The following is a 15824-nucleotide window of genomic DNA, read 5'->3' as shown; positions in this document are numbered from 1 at the left end:
GTGGTCACATTGGCTCTCCCCGCCCGAGCCGGTAGCCGGTGCCCCGGACCGTTTCAATCAGACCGTCGGCGGTCTTGCGGCGGATGGTGCTGACATACACATCAATGACTTTGGGTTCCACCGCGCCGCCTTCGCCGCCCCACAGGCGCTCAATGATGTCGTCCCTTGAGAAGGCCCGGCCTGGGTTCAGGACCAGGAGCTCAAGCAGGGCAAATTCGCGGCGGGTCAACTCCGCGCGCACCCCCGTGGTGTACAGTTCTCGGCCGCCGAGATCCATGATCCAGCCGCCCGGGAGGGGCACAGTGTTCTGTGCGTTGCCGCTTGCGCGCCGCAGGAGCGCCCGGACGCGCGCCCGCAACTCCTTGAACGCAAAGGGTTTCACCAGATAATCGTCTCCACCGGCCTCCAATCCTTCGACCCGGTCCTCCACGGTCCCGCGGGCGGTGAGATACAGAATCGGTGTGTTCAACCCATGTTCCCTGAGTTGCCGTCCAAGTTTGTAGCCTGCGTCAATGCCCTCGGGGAGCATCACGTCCAGCAGCAGCAACCCATACGGAAACAGCCGGGCCAGTTCAAGGCCCTCGGCAGCGCCACCCGCCCGGTCGCACTCGTAGCCCTCCTCAGTCAGGCCCTCACTCAGCAGTTCGGCGATGTGTGGGTCATCCTCGACGATTAACAGTCTCATCCGGCCGCCTCCTTCTGATGCCCAGGTGCAAATGGCCGCAATACACCGTACACGCCCAGCACCCACGCGGCTCCAGTCAACCAGCCTCCCACGACGTCCGTGGGATAATGAACCCCCAGGTAAAGCCGTGAAACGCCCACCAGACCGCTGAATGCACTACCGAGGATCAGCGCGGGCCACCGGTATGGGGTCCGCCAGGCAAGCAGGATCAGTGCCGTGACGAACGCCGCACTGTACATGCTGTGCCCGCTTGGAAAGCTGGCGTCATGCTCCTGCACCAAACGGGGCCAGAGGTCCGGACGCGAGCGGTGCATCAGCACTTTCATGACGAGATTCAATCCGGCGGCACCCGCGACACTCAGCCCCCAGAAGGTGGCCAACCGGTGTCGAGTGCGCCAGAGTACAGCCAGAATCAGTGCACTGAGGGGAGCGATGACGGCCGCGCCGCCGGCGGCCGTGAAGAGAAGGGCCAACTGGTCCAGAATTGGGGTCGCTTGGCTGTGGAGCGCGAGAAGGAAAGGTGTTTCGAAAGCGAAACTCTGTCCTTCCAACAGATCCTCAGCGATCAGGCCAACCACGATCAAGGGCAGCAGGATCCCGAGGAAGAGTCGGAGCAGAGTCACTGTCCGAATCCGGTGACGTTGGGACAGCGGGGTGTGCATGCGGGCCAGCCTGACTGAGGAAGGTAAAGTTGCGGTATACCGTCACAGCAAGAGAAGCCGGGCACCCTGGAGAGGTGCCCGCGCGTCAAGCGGTGTCGAAGTCAGTGTTTCTTGTCAGCGTGAGGGAATTAGCGGTTGGTTTCGGCCTGCTCACTGCCTTCCTGCTCGTCAGCTCCGGTTTCAGCCTCCCCGTCCTCCGCCTCCTGGTGCAGCACCTGACCGTTCCCGGCGTCCACCATCACCTCGGTCTGTCCAATCACCACGGCGTACACCAGGCTTCCGTCCTCGTCTTCCAGTTTCACGCTGCTCGCGGCGCCGGGGACAGCAGCCTGGGCGGCCTGAGTGGCCTGTTGCGGGGTGATCTTGGCGAGGGCACGCACCTGCGCGTCTTCCTGAGCGTCCGGAATTTCTGTGCCCGGCTGCTCAGCGGGAAGTTGAATGCTACTTTTGACGCTCGTCTCGGCTGCTTCGGTTTCTTCCGTCCCACGCTTCTCCCCGGACTGGGTGGCCGTGACCGGGGCCACTGGGGCATTCTGCGCGAAGGCGTAGCCGACCAGGGGAACGGCGACGGCGGCGGTGGTGGCGAGGGCAAGCAGGACGGTACGGGTGTTCTTGTTCATCAGCAGAGGTCTCCTTGGTGTGGGGTCAGGCACCTTGCCTTGACCTGAGCAGAGTGTGCTCGAGGTCGGTAAAATCCCCGTATAGCGGATTGATTCCAGCTCACGTGATCAGAGTGGTACAGAGTGGGAGAGCAGGCTTCTGATTCATTGAACCGCAGGCAAGACGCCAGCGGGAAAACGGCAGACTCATGCTCAGCAGCGTTGTCAGTGTTCTCCAATGGCCCAGCGCCACCTTGAAATGGACGCCTCCAGGAGAATGTGGGTCCAAAGTGCGGCCTAATCTCGTGCTGGCGCGTTCGTTGCCAGGGAAGGAAGAGCGGCTGATCCGTCGGAGGTGGTCCAACGATGATTCTGTACCGCATCCGAACCACCTGACTGATGCCGAGTGAAATAGCCTCTACGGCCTGTTTAGGTTCCCGTGGGGATGACGAAAACGGCAGGTCCTCGTCAGAGCGATCAAAGGGCGTGAGGCCGGCATTCGGCATCGCGCAGGCGCGGCGCTTCTGTGGGGTATTTGCCGAACGTCTTTCCACGAATGAAGTGTGTGGAATGCGCCAGGATGTCCTCTGTAGAAAGCGGCCCGGGACAACCGGCAGGGCACCCAGAGGCATGGACTAATGGTGCTGATGCACCGTGGGATGGAGCTGACCTTCGCTTGGTCCTGGGCATTCTGGCGGGTGGCCAGTGATGATGGACCTCAGGCACAGTCAGAGCAAACCTTGCCTACAAGATCATGATTGGCCTGCTGTTACGCGGTTTTGCGAAATACCCCCGGCGATGTTTCTCAGATGCGGTTCAATCAAGACAAAAGTCATGCCTGAGGATGCTCAGGATTCCGCCTGACGGTTCTGCGGCGATGATAACGGCGGACCTGTCAGATTGACGCAGCAGAGGCTTGCCGCCGGCACGCGGCCTGCTTGAAATGTGACTCGGTGCCATTCGCGCGTGCCTGACCGTGCCCTGTCCAGAGCACTGACCTTGGACCAAAGAATTCCACTGGGGTCTACCATATGGTTATGCAGGCCAAGCGCATCCTGATCATCGAGGACAACGCTGACATCGCCGCCTTATTGACCTATGACCTTCAGGATGAGGGGTACGCCGTGTCCCACGCGTCTACTGCCATGACAGGGCTCATTCAGGCGCGGACACAGTGTCCCGACCTGATTCTCCTGGACCTGGGGCTCCCCGATGCAGATGGGCGGTTGGTGGTGTCCCGATTGAGGAAGGTTTCAGATGTACCGATTCTAGTCCTGAGCGCGCGGAGCGCAGTGGATGAGAAGGTCGAGCTCCTCCGCATGGGCGCGGATGATTACCTGGTCAAACCGTACCACCTGACGGAACTTGTGGCCCGCCTCGAAACCCAGTTGCGCCGCCGTCTGCCCCCGGTGCTGCTGTGCGGCGAGCTGACACTGGTGCTGGACACCGGCCTCGCGTCATACGGGGGCGCCCAGTTGCGCCTGACCCCCACAGAATTTGAGATGCTGCGCCTGCTGACCCAAGCGGCGGGTCACGCCGTCTCCCGGGCGAACCTGATGGCGAGACTGTGGCAGGGGCAGCGTCCAGCATCCAGTACGGCCCTTGATGTTCACCTCACCAACGTCCGCAGGAAGTTGCGTGCCGCAGGAGGTGGCGACATGGTGCGCACGGTGCGGGGACACGGCTATGTGATGGTGAGTTCGCCGCCTGGCCAGGAAGGCAGCAGTTCTGAGTCCAGTGATCACATCACACGCGGGAGGCGTCTCCTGACTCCCGCCTGAGCGAGTTCCGTTCAGGGCCATGACGTCCAGACGGGCTACTGCCAACATCACCGTGCTGAGCGGAGGCACCGTGTTGACCAGAGAGGGCGTCAGCGTCCCTCTCTGAGTGGGAGAGCTTTACAAGATTGGCAGTGAGGGGCCCAGTGGTTCAGCCGTTCAAGCCGAGCACTGGGCGGCTGAACTGTCGGGCCTGTCATGAAGATCGGTCTGGTGGATGTCACGACCCCATCAGCTTGAAGATGACCGCTGCCAATCCGGCAGATGTCGTCGGGGCCCGGTCCGGTGCGTTGGGCCCAGCCACGGACACGACGACTCAAGGTAAGGTGCCGGGGTGAGCGTCGAGACCGCCCTGCAAGAGTTCATAGGTGCCCTGGGGTGGTTGGGGCGCAGACTGCCGCTGGCCGCGTTGTCGGTCGTGATTCTCGTGATCACGTACCTGTTGTCGCGCTGGACCTTCCAGGGCATGCGCTGGGTCCTGCGCCGGGTGGTCCGGGACCGGCTGCTGGCCTCCTTCGTCGCGCGGCTGCTCTCGTACACCGTGTTTGTGGCTGGAGTCGCCGTCATCATTCGCCTGCTGGGGTGGCAGGACGAAGTGGCGACGGTTGTGGCGGGTGCGGGACTGACCGTCGCGGTGCTGGGCTTCGCCTTCCGGGATATCGGCGAGAACCTGCTCGCGGGCCTGTTCCTGGCTGCCTCCCGGCCGTTCACGGTTGGAGACATTGTGCAGGTGGGCGGCGTGGAAGGGACGGTGCTGCGGATCGACCTGCGGTACACCCAGTTGCGGACCTTCGATGGTCGGGACGCCTTTGTGCCCAATGCGCAGGTGTTCAAGGAGCCGGTGTTCAATGCCACGCGCAACCGCATGTTGCGCGGCGATTTTGAGTTCGAGATAGGAGATGGAGATGATCTGCTTCAGGTGCAGCGTCTGGGGATCGAAGCACTGACGCAGTTAGCTGAAGTGGTCGATGAGCCTGCGCCATACGCGGCCATCGTCGAGCCGCTGGTGGGGAAGTTCCGGGTGCGCTTTTACTTCTGGACGCGCCTGGCGGCCAAGCGTCAGGCCTTTGTGCAGCTCAAGGGCGAAGCGATCCTGGCAGTGTGGACCGCGCTCAGTCAATCAGGCATCCGGGCGCCGGTCGACACGCTTGCCCTGGTCACGACCCGAAGTGAGGACACTTTCCTGCCTGCACGTCAGCCAGGCGGGCGCCAAGCAGGTGACTCGTCAGACATTTGACCCGGGATGGGGTGGCCTTGAGATGGCTTGGACGCGCTGGGCAGCGGTGAGGCAAGCACCCTGGCGGTCATGGGCGGAACAATCAATCTGAGGGCGGAAGTGTGGCGAATCACGGTGGAGTGGCGATCAGTCCCGGCGGGGTGCTGCGAGCTGGGCCGCAAGAAGGTTTTGGGAAGGCCACATCCACATCCGGACGCCCGCTCTACAGCACGAGGCGCGCAACTCCCGCGCAAATCGGGCCACTTGCAACCCGACGCGTCTGAGGACTGGCTTATCCTTCAAACTGGTGAGCGCGAGTCCGGCCCTACAGCAGCTCATGGTGTCTGCTCCAGTCATGGCCGGGCAGCCGTCAACCATCAGCAGTTTGGAATGCAGATCAAGGTCCTACGGACCTGATGCCTGGCGGAGGTGACAGGTGGAGACGTTCTGGAGTGCAAGGGTACGGAGGTCCGCTCACGGTCTGGGTGCCCTGCTTCCCTGAGAGACCCGGTACAGTTCGTTGTATGCGGTTTCCTACCGACCCCTCCCGTCTCTCTTATCTGGTGCCCCTTGACGGGCGGATCGGCCCATCATGGGTGGTTGACCAGGCCATCGAACTGGCCCAGCTCTCCGGGGGACAGCTGTTGGGCGTGAGTACCCTCTCGCCTGAAGCCGCGCCACCTGTTCTGGACAGCTTTGCACAGCGCTCTCAGCAAGCGCGGGTTCCTTACGAATCGTTCCGCGCCTCCGGCTCCCGGTCCCAGGCACTGGGCCACCTGATGCCACGCGTGGATATGGTGATGGTCGCCTGGTTCCCAAGGGCCCTCCGGACGTTTGGCTTCTCCACTCTGGACCGGGTGATCCGGCATGCCACGCGGCCGATCTGGCTCGCTCAGGAAACAGATCAGGTCCCGACCGGCCTGACCGTGGCGTTCCATGGCCAGCGCAAAGCGTTTCACGCGGTCAGGCATGCGGCGCGGTTGGCCCAGGCCTGGCAGCGCCCGGTCGATCTTCTGGTTGTGGCAGAGGGGCGCGACATCGATGACCATGACGTGCTGATTGCCCGCCAGGAGTTACTGGCGCAGGGCATTGCCGAGCGGGAGAGCCGCTACGAACAGGGCGACACGGGTCAGGTGCTGGCGGGTGTCACTGCCGCGGATCAGCTGTTGGTGATGGGAGGTGCGGGCGGCGGCCATCTGTTCGGGTTGACGGTGAGCCGGGTCGTGCAGCAGGTGCTCAAGTCGCCACGAGGCCCAGTCCTGATCTGCCCATAAGTTTGGTGGTGTGGGCCTTTCCCAACATGTGCACGGGCAAGCGGAATTCAAGCGGATGCAGGACAAGAGCGGAATCGTTTGATCAGCAGATTCTGTGCCGCGCACAAGAGTTGGGGCAGGCCTGCGCCAGTCGACAGCAGAGACGAGGCGTCAGCCGAGCAGCTGTGAGCTGTTGAATGTCCAGTCCCATGACGTGGGTCTGGAAAGTCATCTTTTCATCCCCCTCTGCTGCTCATGGGAAGACCTCTGAACAACACAGGGTCCCAGACAGTTTCGCCCGGGACCCTGACAACAACTGTTTCTACAGGCCGCGCTTCTTGAGCCAGGTGCGGTAGTCGAGCATTTCCTTCGCCTGCGCCGTGATGATGGCTCTGGACAGGCTTAGCACGCGGGCGTCCTGACCCTGCTGCAAGGCGAGATTGGCCATCTCGATTGCGGACGCGTGGTGGGGTAGCATGCCCTGCACGAAGGCGACGTCCGGGTTCTTGGCCTTCTTCACCATGTCGCCCATGCCTTTCATGCTGTTTTTCATCTCGCCCGCCATAGCCGTGTTCACGCCTCCCATGCCTTTGAGCATGGTGTTCATCTGCGTGATCTCACGGTTCTGGTCCTTGATCACGGCGTTGGCCCAGGTCTTGACCGTGGCGTCCTTGCTGAGGGGCAGCACGGCGCGCGCCATGTCCACCGCCATCTGGTGGTGCGGCACCATCATGCTGAGGAACGCGCGGTCAAACGCCTTGCCCTGAAGTTTGGCCAGGCCACTCAGATCCGTCTTGGCCATCGGCATGCTGGCGGAGGAACCTGACATACCGGGCATGCTGCTGTGGTCCATACCCGGCATGGACTGGGCGAAAGCGAGGCCTGTCACGACCAGGGCAGTCACGCTGAGGGGCACCAGGACAGTCTTAAGACGTGGTCTCATACCCTGTACCCTAGAGCGCCCGTGTAAAGCTCGTGTAAAGCTCTCTCGCCTGAGTGATCGACAGCGGTGAAGGCGTGGAGTAGCGTGGCGGCCATGCGCCTGTTTCCCCGTCTGCTGCTCAATCACCTCGCCGTGATGACGCTGATGGCCGTGGTTCTGATCGTGGCGGCGGAACTGGCCGCGCACCCCTTCATTCAGCACCACGTGGAGGAAATGGTCCGGCAGATGGGGGCCAGCGGCGCGGGGATGCGCGCCGACCTCAGCAGCGGCATGCGCGCCACCCTCACGCGCGCGCTGCTCACGGCCTTGCCACTGGCCCTTCTGGTGGCCACCGGGACCGCCTGGGTCGCCGCGCGGCGCGTCACGGCGTCCGTGCGGACCCTCCAGGCGGGCAGCGCCGCCATTGCCAGTGGGGAGTACGCCCGGCGCCTCCCGGAATCCGGTCAGGATGAGCTCGCGGATCTTGCGCACAGCTTCAATGTCATGGCCGGCACCCTGGCGCAGGTGGAGCAGACCCGTGTGGACCTGATTGGCAACGTGGCACACGAGTTGCGTGCGCCAGTGGCAGCGGTACGCGGGTACGTGGAGGCGGCGCAGGACGGCGTGATGAGCCACGGCAGTGCCATGACCGCCATCCACCGGGAGCTGGCCAGCATGGAGCGGTTGGTGAGTGACCTGAGCCTCGTCAGCCGGGTTGAAGCGGGTCAGGTGGAGGTGCACCCGCAGCGCACCTCTGTCGCCGAGTTGCTGGCACACGCCCAGCAACGGTTTGCGCCCCCTTTCGAGGACAAGGGTGTAGACCTGGTGGTGCCGCCGTTGCCCACCACACTGGAGGCCTGGACCGATCCGGAGCGCGCCGGTCAAATTCTGGCAAACGTGCTGAGCAACGCGCTGCGACACACGGCTCCCGGAGGACAGGTGCGCGTCACGAGCAAGACAGAGGGAGAGGTTATCTACGTCACCGTGCAGGACACCGGCACAGGCATTTCGCCGGAACATCTCGACCGGGTGTTCGAGCGCTTCTTCCGGGCGAATACAGCCCGGACGCGCGGGGAAGGCAGTGGAGTTGGGCTCACGGTGGCCCGCGGCTTGGCGCGCGCACTGGGCGGTGATCTGACGGTCCGGTCCAGCCTAGGACAGGGGGCGACTTTCACCTTGTCCCTGCCTCTGAAGTGATTGAAATCCAGCCCTTACAGACATTCAGGCAGCACCTCACCGAAGGACCGACACCGAGGGATACGTGAGCACAGACTTCTCTCCGGTCCCCGGACTGAAGTGCACGTTGGCCTGGTGCTACATTCACCACTTAGTGGGCTTGCCTGTCCCTGCAGTCTCCGACCTGTCACCATCTGTTTACGTTCAGCCTCCGCACTGACGCTCAAGCACAGCCGCCAAGTGGCAGAGGTCAACCTCCCCAGTGCCAGTACACTGGTGAGGCCTGACACCGGGTCAGGTTTTCATGCGGCGGCACCCTTTTGGGTGCCGTTTTCACGTCTCAGGAACGGCAGGTGCACCACTCAAAGCCGATGACGGACTTCTCACGCCGGTTTGGGCGCGTGCTGAGAGAGGCAACTTTTCAGTGGAGCGCCCTTCAACTTCCGGTATGCACAGTTGAGAACACAGCGAGTGCCGTCTCCGACCAATTCCAAGAAATTCGCTGCATTCGGCAGGGCTTCGGAGGACTTCCAGAGCTGTGAAAGAAGAGATCAATGGTTAAGAAGCGAAAGAACATCCGGCGCTGTCCTGCCGGATAACGAACCGCAGAAGCTTCCATCGCAGAGGATTTCTGAGACAGCCACCCCTGCACATTCCGTGGTCATACTCCGAGATCCGGAAGCCCGGTATGCGACCATTTGAATACTCAACTTGATGACCAGGCCATCCGGTAAAGGATGCCGAGAGGGCCGCCACTTGCCTGGTAAGCCTCCCCCTTTTACAGCCGCAGTCGCGCGGCTCTGCGGCAATTACCTGGGTTCATTCACAATCACGATGCGGCCTTCTGGCTCCGCGTCCACTGCGGGCCGCCCCTGCAGGTAGCGCACCAGAATGTCTACGTCCAGCGTGCCGGTATCCAGGCGAGGCGCACCCTTAAACATCGTGAAGCCGTCGCCGCCGCCCGCCGTGAAGTTGTTCATCGCCACCTTGTACGTCTGGGTGTCCACAACCAGTTGGCCGTTCAGGGTCACGGCCGTCACGCGGCTGCCGGCTGGGCGCCCCAGGTCAAAGGTGTAGCTCACGCCGCGGCTGACGTGTAGAAACTGGCCCTTGTTCTCACTCCAGGTGGCCACGCCGTGCTCCAGCGCCGCTCTGATCTGGGCTCCATTCAGGGTCAGGACCGTCAGGGTGTTGCCGAACGGCTGCACGGTGATGGCCTCGTCAAACGTGATGGGACCGGCGTTGATGCTGGCCCGGACGCCACCGCCGTTCACAAAGGCGAGCTGCGCGCCGGCATTCTGGGCCGCAGCCAGCGCGGCGTCGGCCAGGACGTTGGCCATGGTGCTCTCGCGCCGGCGCACGACCTCGCGGTTGCCGTTCAGGCCACGTGCGGTTTGCCCGACCACCCGCTGGCGCAGGTTGGCAATCGGCACGGTCAGCGTCTCTACCATGCGCTTGGCGGTGGGGTCTTCGGCAATATCAGCCGTCACGGGTACGGGGTTGCCTTCCCAACTCTCGACCGCGCCGCTGTCACTGAACGTCACTTTCAGGCGGCCCAGCACCTTGCCCCACTCCCACGCCGCCACCAGCAGGGTGCGGTTGCCGTCCGGGTTGGGCACGATTGTCGGATAGGGCCCTTCGCTGGCGGGGAAGTCTTTATTAGTGAAAGTGCCCAGCAGGGTATGCGAGTGCCCACCAACGATCACGTCGATGCCGGAGACGGTGCGCGCCACCTCCTGTTCCAGGGTATACCCCAGGTGGGAGACCAGGAAGATCTTGTTGACGCCCTGGCCTTGCAGCGCCGTGACGCTGCTGCGCAGGCTCTGCATCAGTTCGAGCATCTTCACGTTGGCCCCGGGTGAGCTGATCTGCGGCAGGTCGGGGGTCACGGCGCCAATGACCCCCACCTTCTCCCCGCCCACGCTCATGACGGCGTAGGGCTTGATCAGGTCTTTCAGGAGAGGTTCAGCGCTGACATCGACGTTGGCGGCCAACAGTGGAAACTGCGCCCGTTGGGCGAACTTGGCCAGCGCTTCCGGGCCGTCGTCGAACTCGTGGTTGCCCACCGCCATGGCGTCGTAGCCCATCAGGTTCATGAACAGCACGTCTGCCAGGCCTTTGTAGACGTTGTAGAACAGGGTGCCCTGGAAGGTGTCGCCCCCAGAGAGGACCAGCGGGTTGGGATCCTGCGCGCTGAACTGTTTCACCAGCGTGGTCTGCCGGGCGTAGCCGCCATACAGGTTGTCGCCGATCTTGGTGGGCTCCAGGCGCCCGTGCAGGTCGTCGGTGTGCAGCACGGTCACCGTCAGCGGCGCGGCGTGGGCGCTGCTCAGGAGGGCTGTGGTCAACAGGGCCAGTGAGAAGCGGGTCATGGGCCACCAGTATAAGGATCTGGCGTCAGGCGCTGCGCACCGCGACATGCTCGGCGGCCCACATGCCAATTCAAAGGGCGAACAACGTATTGGGAGTGGCCCAATCCAGCACTCCTGGTGGCCCTCCCGGGGTGGCTGGTCATGACCCAGAGCGCAGGCGGAGGGCCAGTTGATGCACATGTCGTCCGTCCAGAGACGTGGGATGGAAAAGGCACATCGCGCCTTGTCGCTTGGCGCAATGGCCTGGCCCTCTGACGTAAACCGTCGCTTCTCGCGCGCAAGCCACGTCCACTGCGTCGCGCTCAGTCCTATGCTGACGCTGTGTCCCGTTTCAACCATGTCCCGCAAGTGGAGAGGTACGCGGTCTCTGCCGGGCTGCACACCAAAACATTGACGTTTATCAGACCACAGCGAGCGTGTCTCTCCATCCTCAATGAGCGGCCCCTGGACGATTTTCGTCCACTGTCGGTCAGCCTGGGTAAAAGCACAGCTGACGTGCTGATCTGGTCGGACTGGGACATCATCTTTGCCTACACCACCTACTTCACGGGTGCCATTCAACATGACCATTTCATGCAACTGGCGGCTGATGTCGTTCAGTCAGGTCTGGCCGTCGTCTCGCATTACTCCGAAGGATTTCTCATCTGGAAATCTCAGTCTATTCACGCTGAGCCCTTTGACATTCATCGGGAACCATTCGTCAGGCCACGCACGGTAGAGTTCACGTTTCCCGACGGACTCGGGCCCTATCAAATGCAGTGTGCCCTCCACGCCGCACAGATGAGGTTTTTCGAGCACCATTACGTGAGTCCAATGGTGGCGAAGGAGCTGCTCTATTTCAAAGCGTTCTTGGAGCCTTGTGAGCTCAAGACGGAGGGCAAGCACATCAGGCTTTACCCGTCCCTGACCGTTCACCAGAACGGGGTCTTCCAGATGCATTTCCGCCTGATGTCAAATGGAAATCTGATCTCGACTCGGGAATTGATCGACGACTTCCTGAATTCGTCCATGGCAGTGGCCACGGATATCCTCGTGCCTCCAGCCCTCATGAAGTTAGATGGGCGGAAGCTGATCTTCGAAGATGATTATTACGAGAGCAGGCGCTCAGCGCTGCGCCAGTGGCGAAGGCTTGAAAACCTGATTGCCCGCTCGGTCAACCGAGTTGAGGGTGGCCCCGATTCATTCGACCACGATTTGATTTCGCTTGATCCAGAAGGCAAGGGGGAGGGGGCGCCAATGTCATTGACGACCGTCACCACCATGCTCAGCAATGCGCTGACGACCCTCCTCAATCAGCCCAGGATGGGGTGGCGCTATCGGCTTCTTGGGCCAAAAAAAGCGCGCTACGAACAGGGTGAATTTTGGCGCGGCACCCCGAACGTGTACCTGCTCTCCGTGCGCAATCATCCGCTGACCGCCTCGGACATTCACAGCAGATACGCCGCAGAACTGGGGCACATCATGAGCCGCTCCAAGGACATTCCTGGCCCTCACGCTCAAAAACATCTGGGTGAATCCTTGCGATCAGCCGAGGACTACCTGAGCTACACCGGTCCGGCCCTCAACCTGTTCGTGTATTCCCGCTCAGGGATAGAGGAGTATGAAGGAGATGACCCGAACGCCAACGAACTGATTTATGCGCTTCAATCGCATGTCGATCTGGTGGATTTCATCAATGGCAGTTTGTGGCAATGCGAGGAGCGGGCTCTCCTTCACGCCCGAACCGTCGAGGAGCTGATCACCAACCGGAAGCGGCAGACGTTCTACGACTATGCCAGCCGCCATCCTTTTCACTTCGGTGAGCTCAATGACTGGTTCACGGCCGTACAGAAGGCCCACAACATTGAAGGGACGCGAGCGGCGATTGCATTCAACACGACCTTGAATCTGGAGAAGTTTAAGGAGCGCCGGAACTTCAAACGTCAGCAGTTTCAGTGGCTGATGGCTGCGCTGCTCGGCGTCATTGCGGCGGGAACCTCCGGCGGTAAGCTGGTGGGCCTGTTCTGGGAAGGCGCAGGTGGCCTCCCTCAATCGGAACTCCGGTACGCCCTCATGGCCATGACGGTTGTTGCCATGGTGTTCCTTGCTGCCTACAAGGGATTTGTGGAACCAATTGGTGTAGAGACCTGATTGAGGAAGAACTGGCTGATCAGGATGGAACCCCTGGCGTTGCAGCCTGGTGAAGTGCGTCGCGCCGCTCGGTTGATCTCAAGATCAACAGCGAGCTACTGAGCCAGCCGCCTGTCCGGTCATCCCGGTATCCCGTTGAGCAAGGCGGCTTACTCGTGGGGAGGCGGCTGATCCGGATCGCAGTAGTCAATGGCGGCGTTCTGGAACGTGCCGGTCACAATCTCCCGTTTGAAGGGGTAGCCAACTCGGACGCCCTCCGCTGCACACTCGAGGGTGAAGCGCTCCCCCGGCGCCACCGCCGTGTCCCCCAGCCGCAGGGGCCGCTTGGCCTCGTAGATGGCACAGTAGGGCGTGCAAAAATAGAACCCGATGGGCTTGCCACTGCTGCTGCGGGCGATGGCCGCGCCGCCCGTCTCCACGGCGCGCCGGATTTCATCCCACAGGGCCACACTGGCCGCCGGATCAGGATCAAGGGCCCACATCTCGCCGATCACGCGCGCCGCGTTCTGGTTCCGCTTCAGGGAGGCGACTGAATCCGGATCGGTCATGGCCCAGGGATCAAAGCCCTTCTCGCCGGGCAGTGGTGTGCGCAGAAAAGGGCCGCCGCCCCGGGGCCGTTTGGGGGTCCCTGTCCCGGGCGGGCGCTCATTCATCAGGGCCGGGTAACTGATGAGTTGGCCGACCCGGTACAGGGCCTCGATGGCGCCCTTCGCCTGGGTTTCGATCTGTTCATGCAGCTCGGCCGACGCGCCTGGGCGGTACATCCCCGCCGCATACTGCGCTTTGGACATGGCTTCGGCAAACTGGCCCCTGAGTTTGGCCAGTCTGGCGTGATCGCTGGTCGGCGTGGCCTGCTCCAGACCGTGCATGGCGGCCTCGGCATGCAGGCGCATGGCGTCCAGCGCCGCCATCATGGCCTCCAGATGCGGCCGGGGACAGGGCTCCACCGGTGACCAGGCCGGGAGGGCGGCTGGCAGGGTGCCGCGGGGCAGGTCAAAGTCTGGGTCGTGGGCCGCCTGGCTGGCGTGGCCCAGCCAGCGCTGCACCTGCTGGTAGTAACCCTCCACCTGATCGAAGGTCACGGGCGGCACGAACCCCACGGTGCCCGGATCGGCCGTTTCATCGGCTGCCAGCATCTTGTCGCCCAGGGTTTGCAGGGCGAACGCATTCCAGGCGCAGGCCAGTTCCAGTCCCACGTGGCGCTTGAGGGCAAATGGACTGACGCCCCCCACCAGCAGGTCGAAGCGGCGGCGTTCGGCCGCGTCGAGCAGCGGATGAACGGCCGCACCCGCCTGCCGGTAGCCGTAGAGGGTCTGCGCGTCGCGCTCGCCGCGGGTCAAGGCGCGCATCCGCGCCCAGATGCCTGGAGTTTCCATGCCGCCCACTGTACGGGGGGCCGGGCCGGCATGTGGCGGAATGTGGGGGACTGGGGTCCCCTGGGGCGAGGCACCACAGTCAGGCAACGGGCAAATCTCCGGGGCAGCCCACTTCCTCTTGCGCCCGGCGCACCAGACGTGGAGTTGACACCCGCCCCCTAGCGTGCGCGCATGACTGTGATGAAAACCACGCTGCTCACCGGCGGTCTGTTGACCTTTCTTGCCGGCTGCGGTCTGACCGGACGTGAGACCGAGACCGTCCCCAACCGGCAGTGGCTGGCCGGCGACTCGCACATTCACAGCTACTTCAGCCCCGGCTACGACACCAGCACGACGCCTCCAACGCCCATTGTGGGTGGCCCCAACGGCGACGCGGACTACAACATCGTGAAGAACGCCGAGATGGCCGTGAAGTACGGCCTGAACTGGATGGTCATCACCGATCACGGCGGCCCCAACCACTCGAAGCTGAACCTGGAGCGCGCCTACCCGGAACTCCAGCAGGCCCGCACCCAGTTTCCAGGGCTGATGAGCTTCGTCGGCATGGAACTGAACATGCCCGCGATGGACCACCACACCCTGATGATTCCCCGCAGTGACAAGGAATCCCAGACGCTCTTTGACATCGAGAGCCGCTGGGACGCCCGCGAAGCCTTTCCGGCGGACGCCTCGCGCAACACCGAGGAAAAAGCCCTCCAGACCGTCAATTACATCAAGAATATTGAAGGCACCAAGCCCATCTTGATGGCCAACCACCCCGCGCGCTCGGCCACGGCGCTGGGCACGTACGGCAGTGATACCCCACACGAGCTGCGCAACAACAACGACGCGGCACCGAACATCTATGTGGGTTTTGAAGGGGCCCCGGGCCACCAGGCCGCCGCGCTCAACCGGGATGGCAGCTTAAAAGTCGGTGCGGGCAGTCGGGGTGGATACGGCAACGCGCCCACCTACGGCGGCTTTGATCAGATGACGGCCCGCCTCGGTGGTCTATGGGATTCCATGCTGGCCGAAGGTCGCCGCTTCTGGATCGTGGCCACCTCGGACTCGCACTCGCACTACACCGACGGCGGCGCGGACTTCTGGCCCGGGGAGTACCAGAAGACCTACGTGAAAGCCGACAAATCGTATGACGACGTGCTTGACGGGCTGCGCAGTGGCCGCACCTTTGTCACGTCCGGTGACTTGGTGTCGGAACTGGATGTCACCGCGGCGGCCGGCACGTCCAGCGCTTCGACGGGCGGCAGCTTGAAGCTGGGCGGGGCCAAGGACGTCACGGTCACCATCCGCCTGCGTGACCCGGCCGGCAAGAACTTTCACAACGACGCCCCAGAGGTCAAGCGTATTGACCTGATCGTGGGCCAGGTGACCGGCAAAGTGGCCAGCGCCCAGTACGACAGCGACACCAATCCGACGACCACGGTGGAGCGGCGCCTGAGTGCCGCCGACTGGAAGCGTGAAGGCGAAATCGTGACGGTGACGTACACCCTGAAGAACGTCAGCAAGAACATGTACCTGCGGGTGCGCGGCACCAACACCGACCAGCAGGAGCCGGCAGCCGATCCCAAGGGCGAAAACCCCTGGGCCGACCTGTGGTTTTACTCGAACCCCATTTTTATCGAGCTGTAAGTCTGGGGGACCTGGGGCCAGCCTGA

At 62.8% G+C, this 15824-nt stretch carries 12 protein-coding genes; 6 read left to right on the top strand and 6 right to left on the bottom strand.

The features are described 5' to 3' along the window. Nucleotides 1-4 precede the first annotated feature (4 nt). The 3 genes from K7W41_RS19290 to K7W41_RS19280 form a co-directional block, all read right to left on the bottom strand. Nucleotides 5-685, bottom strand: a complete 681-nt coding sequence (locus K7W41_RS19290) for a response regulator transcription factor (protein ID WP_224611891.1) — start codon at nt 683-685, stop codon at nt 5-7. Beyond that, the gene (locus K7W41_RS19285; RefSeq protein ID WP_224611890.1) at nt 682-1347 is read right to left on the bottom strand and encodes a phosphatase PAP2 family protein; all 666 of its coding nucleotides are present in this window, start codon (nt 1345-1347) and stop codon (nt 682-684) included. Before K7W41_RS19285 ends, K7W41_RS19290 begins: the two co-directional genes overlap by 4 nt. 128 nt (nt 1348-1475) lie before the next feature. Next, a complete protein-coding gene (locus tag K7W41_RS19280) occupies nt 1476-1967 on the bottom strand; it encodes a PepSY domain-containing protein (protein WP_224611889.1) in 492 nt (163 codons plus the stop codon). Nucleotides 1968-2983: 1016 nt separating this feature from the next. Between K7W41_RS19280 and K7W41_RS19275 the strand changes: the two genes are divergently transcribed. From K7W41_RS19275 to K7W41_RS19265, 3 genes are all read left to right on the top strand, one after another. Beyond that, nucleotides 2984-3727 (top strand): response regulator transcription factor, encoded by a 744-nt coding sequence (locus K7W41_RS19275; protein WP_224611888.1) that lies wholly within the window; start codon nt 2984-2986, stop codon nt 3725-3727. Between the two features lie 331 nt (nt 3728-4058). Beyond that, nucleotides 4059-4961 (top strand): mechanosensitive ion channel family protein, encoded by a 903-nt coding sequence (locus K7W41_RS19270; RefSeq protein ID WP_224611887.1) that lies wholly within the window; start codon nt 4059-4061, stop codon nt 4959-4961. A 503-nt stretch (nt 4962-5464) separates the two neighbouring features. Then, a complete protein-coding gene (locus tag K7W41_RS19265; protein ID WP_224611886.1) occupies nt 5465-6214 on the top strand; it encodes a universal stress protein in 750 nt (249 codons plus the stop codon). Nucleotides 6215-6515: 301 nt separating this feature from the next. On the opposite strand, the gene K7W41_RS19260 is transcribed toward K7W41_RS19265, so the two are convergent. Continuing rightward, nucleotides 6516-7055 (bottom strand): DUF305 domain-containing protein, encoded by a 540-nt coding sequence (locus K7W41_RS19260; RefSeq protein ID WP_380059093.1) that lies wholly within the window; start codon nt 7053-7055, stop codon nt 6516-6518. 174 nt (nt 7056-7229) lie between these two features. On the opposite strand from K7W41_RS19260, the gene K7W41_RS19255 reads away from it, so the two are divergent. Further along, nucleotides 7230-8312 (top strand): sensor histidine kinase, encoded by a 1083-nt coding sequence (locus K7W41_RS19255; RefSeq protein WP_224611884.1) that lies wholly within the window; start codon nt 7230-7232, stop codon nt 8310-8312. Between the two features lie 788 nt (nt 8313-9100). On the opposite strand, the gene K7W41_RS19250 is transcribed toward K7W41_RS19255, so the two are convergent. Further along, nucleotides 9101-10663 carry a bifunctional metallophosphatase/5'-nucleotidase gene (locus K7W41_RS19250; protein ID WP_224611883.1) on the bottom strand — a complete coding sequence of 521 codons (1563 nt, stop codon included), beginning with the start codon at nt 10661-10663 and terminating at the stop codon, nt 9101-9103. Between the two features lie 321 nt (nt 10664-10984). Here K7W41_RS19250 and K7W41_RS19245 point away from each other — a divergent pair, with 321 nt between their 5' ends. Then, nucleotides 10985-12793, top strand: coding sequence for a hypothetical protein (locus tag K7W41_RS19245; RefSeq protein ID WP_224611882.1), 1809 nt, complete (start codon nt 10985-10987; stop codon nt 12791-12793). Nucleotides 12794-12942: 149 nt separating this feature from the next. Here K7W41_RS19245 and K7W41_RS19240 read toward each other — a convergent pair whose 3' ends face one another. Continuing rightward, a complete protein-coding gene (locus K7W41_RS19240) occupies nt 12943-14169 on the bottom strand; it encodes a hypothetical protein (RefSeq protein WP_224611881.1) in 1227 nt (408 codons plus the stop codon). Nucleotides 14170-14340: 171 nt separating this feature from the next. Here K7W41_RS19240 and K7W41_RS19235 point away from each other — a divergent pair, with 171 nt between their 5' ends. After that, complete coding sequence (locus tag K7W41_RS19235) at nt 14341-15798, top strand: hypothetical protein (protein WP_224611880.1); 1458 nt, start codon at nt 14341-14343, stop codon at nt 15796-15798. The last annotated feature ends 26 nt before the right edge of the window (nt 15799-15824 follow it).

Origin of the sequence: Deinococcus multiflagellatus, assembly GCF_020166415.1 — a bacterium.
Lineage (GTDB): Bacteria > Deinococcota > Deinococci > Deinococcales > Deinococcaceae > Deinococcus > Deinococcus multiflagellatus.
Note: the sequence above shows the minus strand (reverse complement) of the source record. Positions and strands in the feature narration are given on the sequence as shown.

Coding starts and splice junctions, on each gene's coding strand:
- K7W41_RS19290 (WP_224611891.1), bottom strand. CDS start 685: ATGAGACTGTTAATCGTCGAGGATGACCCACACATCGCCGAACTGCTG.
- K7W41_RS19285 (WP_224611890.1), bottom strand. CDS start 1,347: ATGCACACCCCGCTGTCCCAACGTCACCGGATTCGGACAGTGACTCTG.
- K7W41_RS19280 (WP_224611889.1), bottom strand. CDS start 1,967: ATGAACAAGAACACCCGTACCGTCCTGCTTGCCCTCGCCACCACCGCC.
- K7W41_RS19275 (WP_224611888.1), top strand. CDS start 2,984: ATGCAGGCCAAGCGCATCCTGATCATCGAGGACAACGCTGACATCGCC.
- K7W41_RS19265 (WP_224611886.1), top strand. CDS start 5,465: ATGCGGTTTCCTACCGACCCCTCCCGTCTCTCTTATCTGGTGCCCCTT.
- K7W41_RS19260 (WP_380059093.1), bottom strand. CDS start 7,055: ATGCCGGGTATGGACCACAGCAGCATGCCCGGTATGTCAGGTTCCTCC.
- K7W41_RS19255 (WP_224611884.1), top strand. CDS start 7,230: ATGCGCCTGTTTCCCCGTCTGCTGCTCAATCACCTCGCCGTGATGACG.
- K7W41_RS19250 (WP_224611883.1), bottom strand. CDS start 10,663: ATGACCCGCTTCTCACTGGCCCTGTTGACCACAGCCCTCCTGAGCAGC.
- K7W41_RS19240 (WP_224611881.1), bottom strand. CDS start 14,169: ATGGAAACTCCAGGCATCTGGGCGCGGATGCGCGCCTTGACCCGCGGC.
- K7W41_RS19235 (WP_224611880.1), top strand. CDS start 14,341: ATGACTGTGATGAAAACCACGCTGCTCACCGGCGGTCTGTTGACCTTT.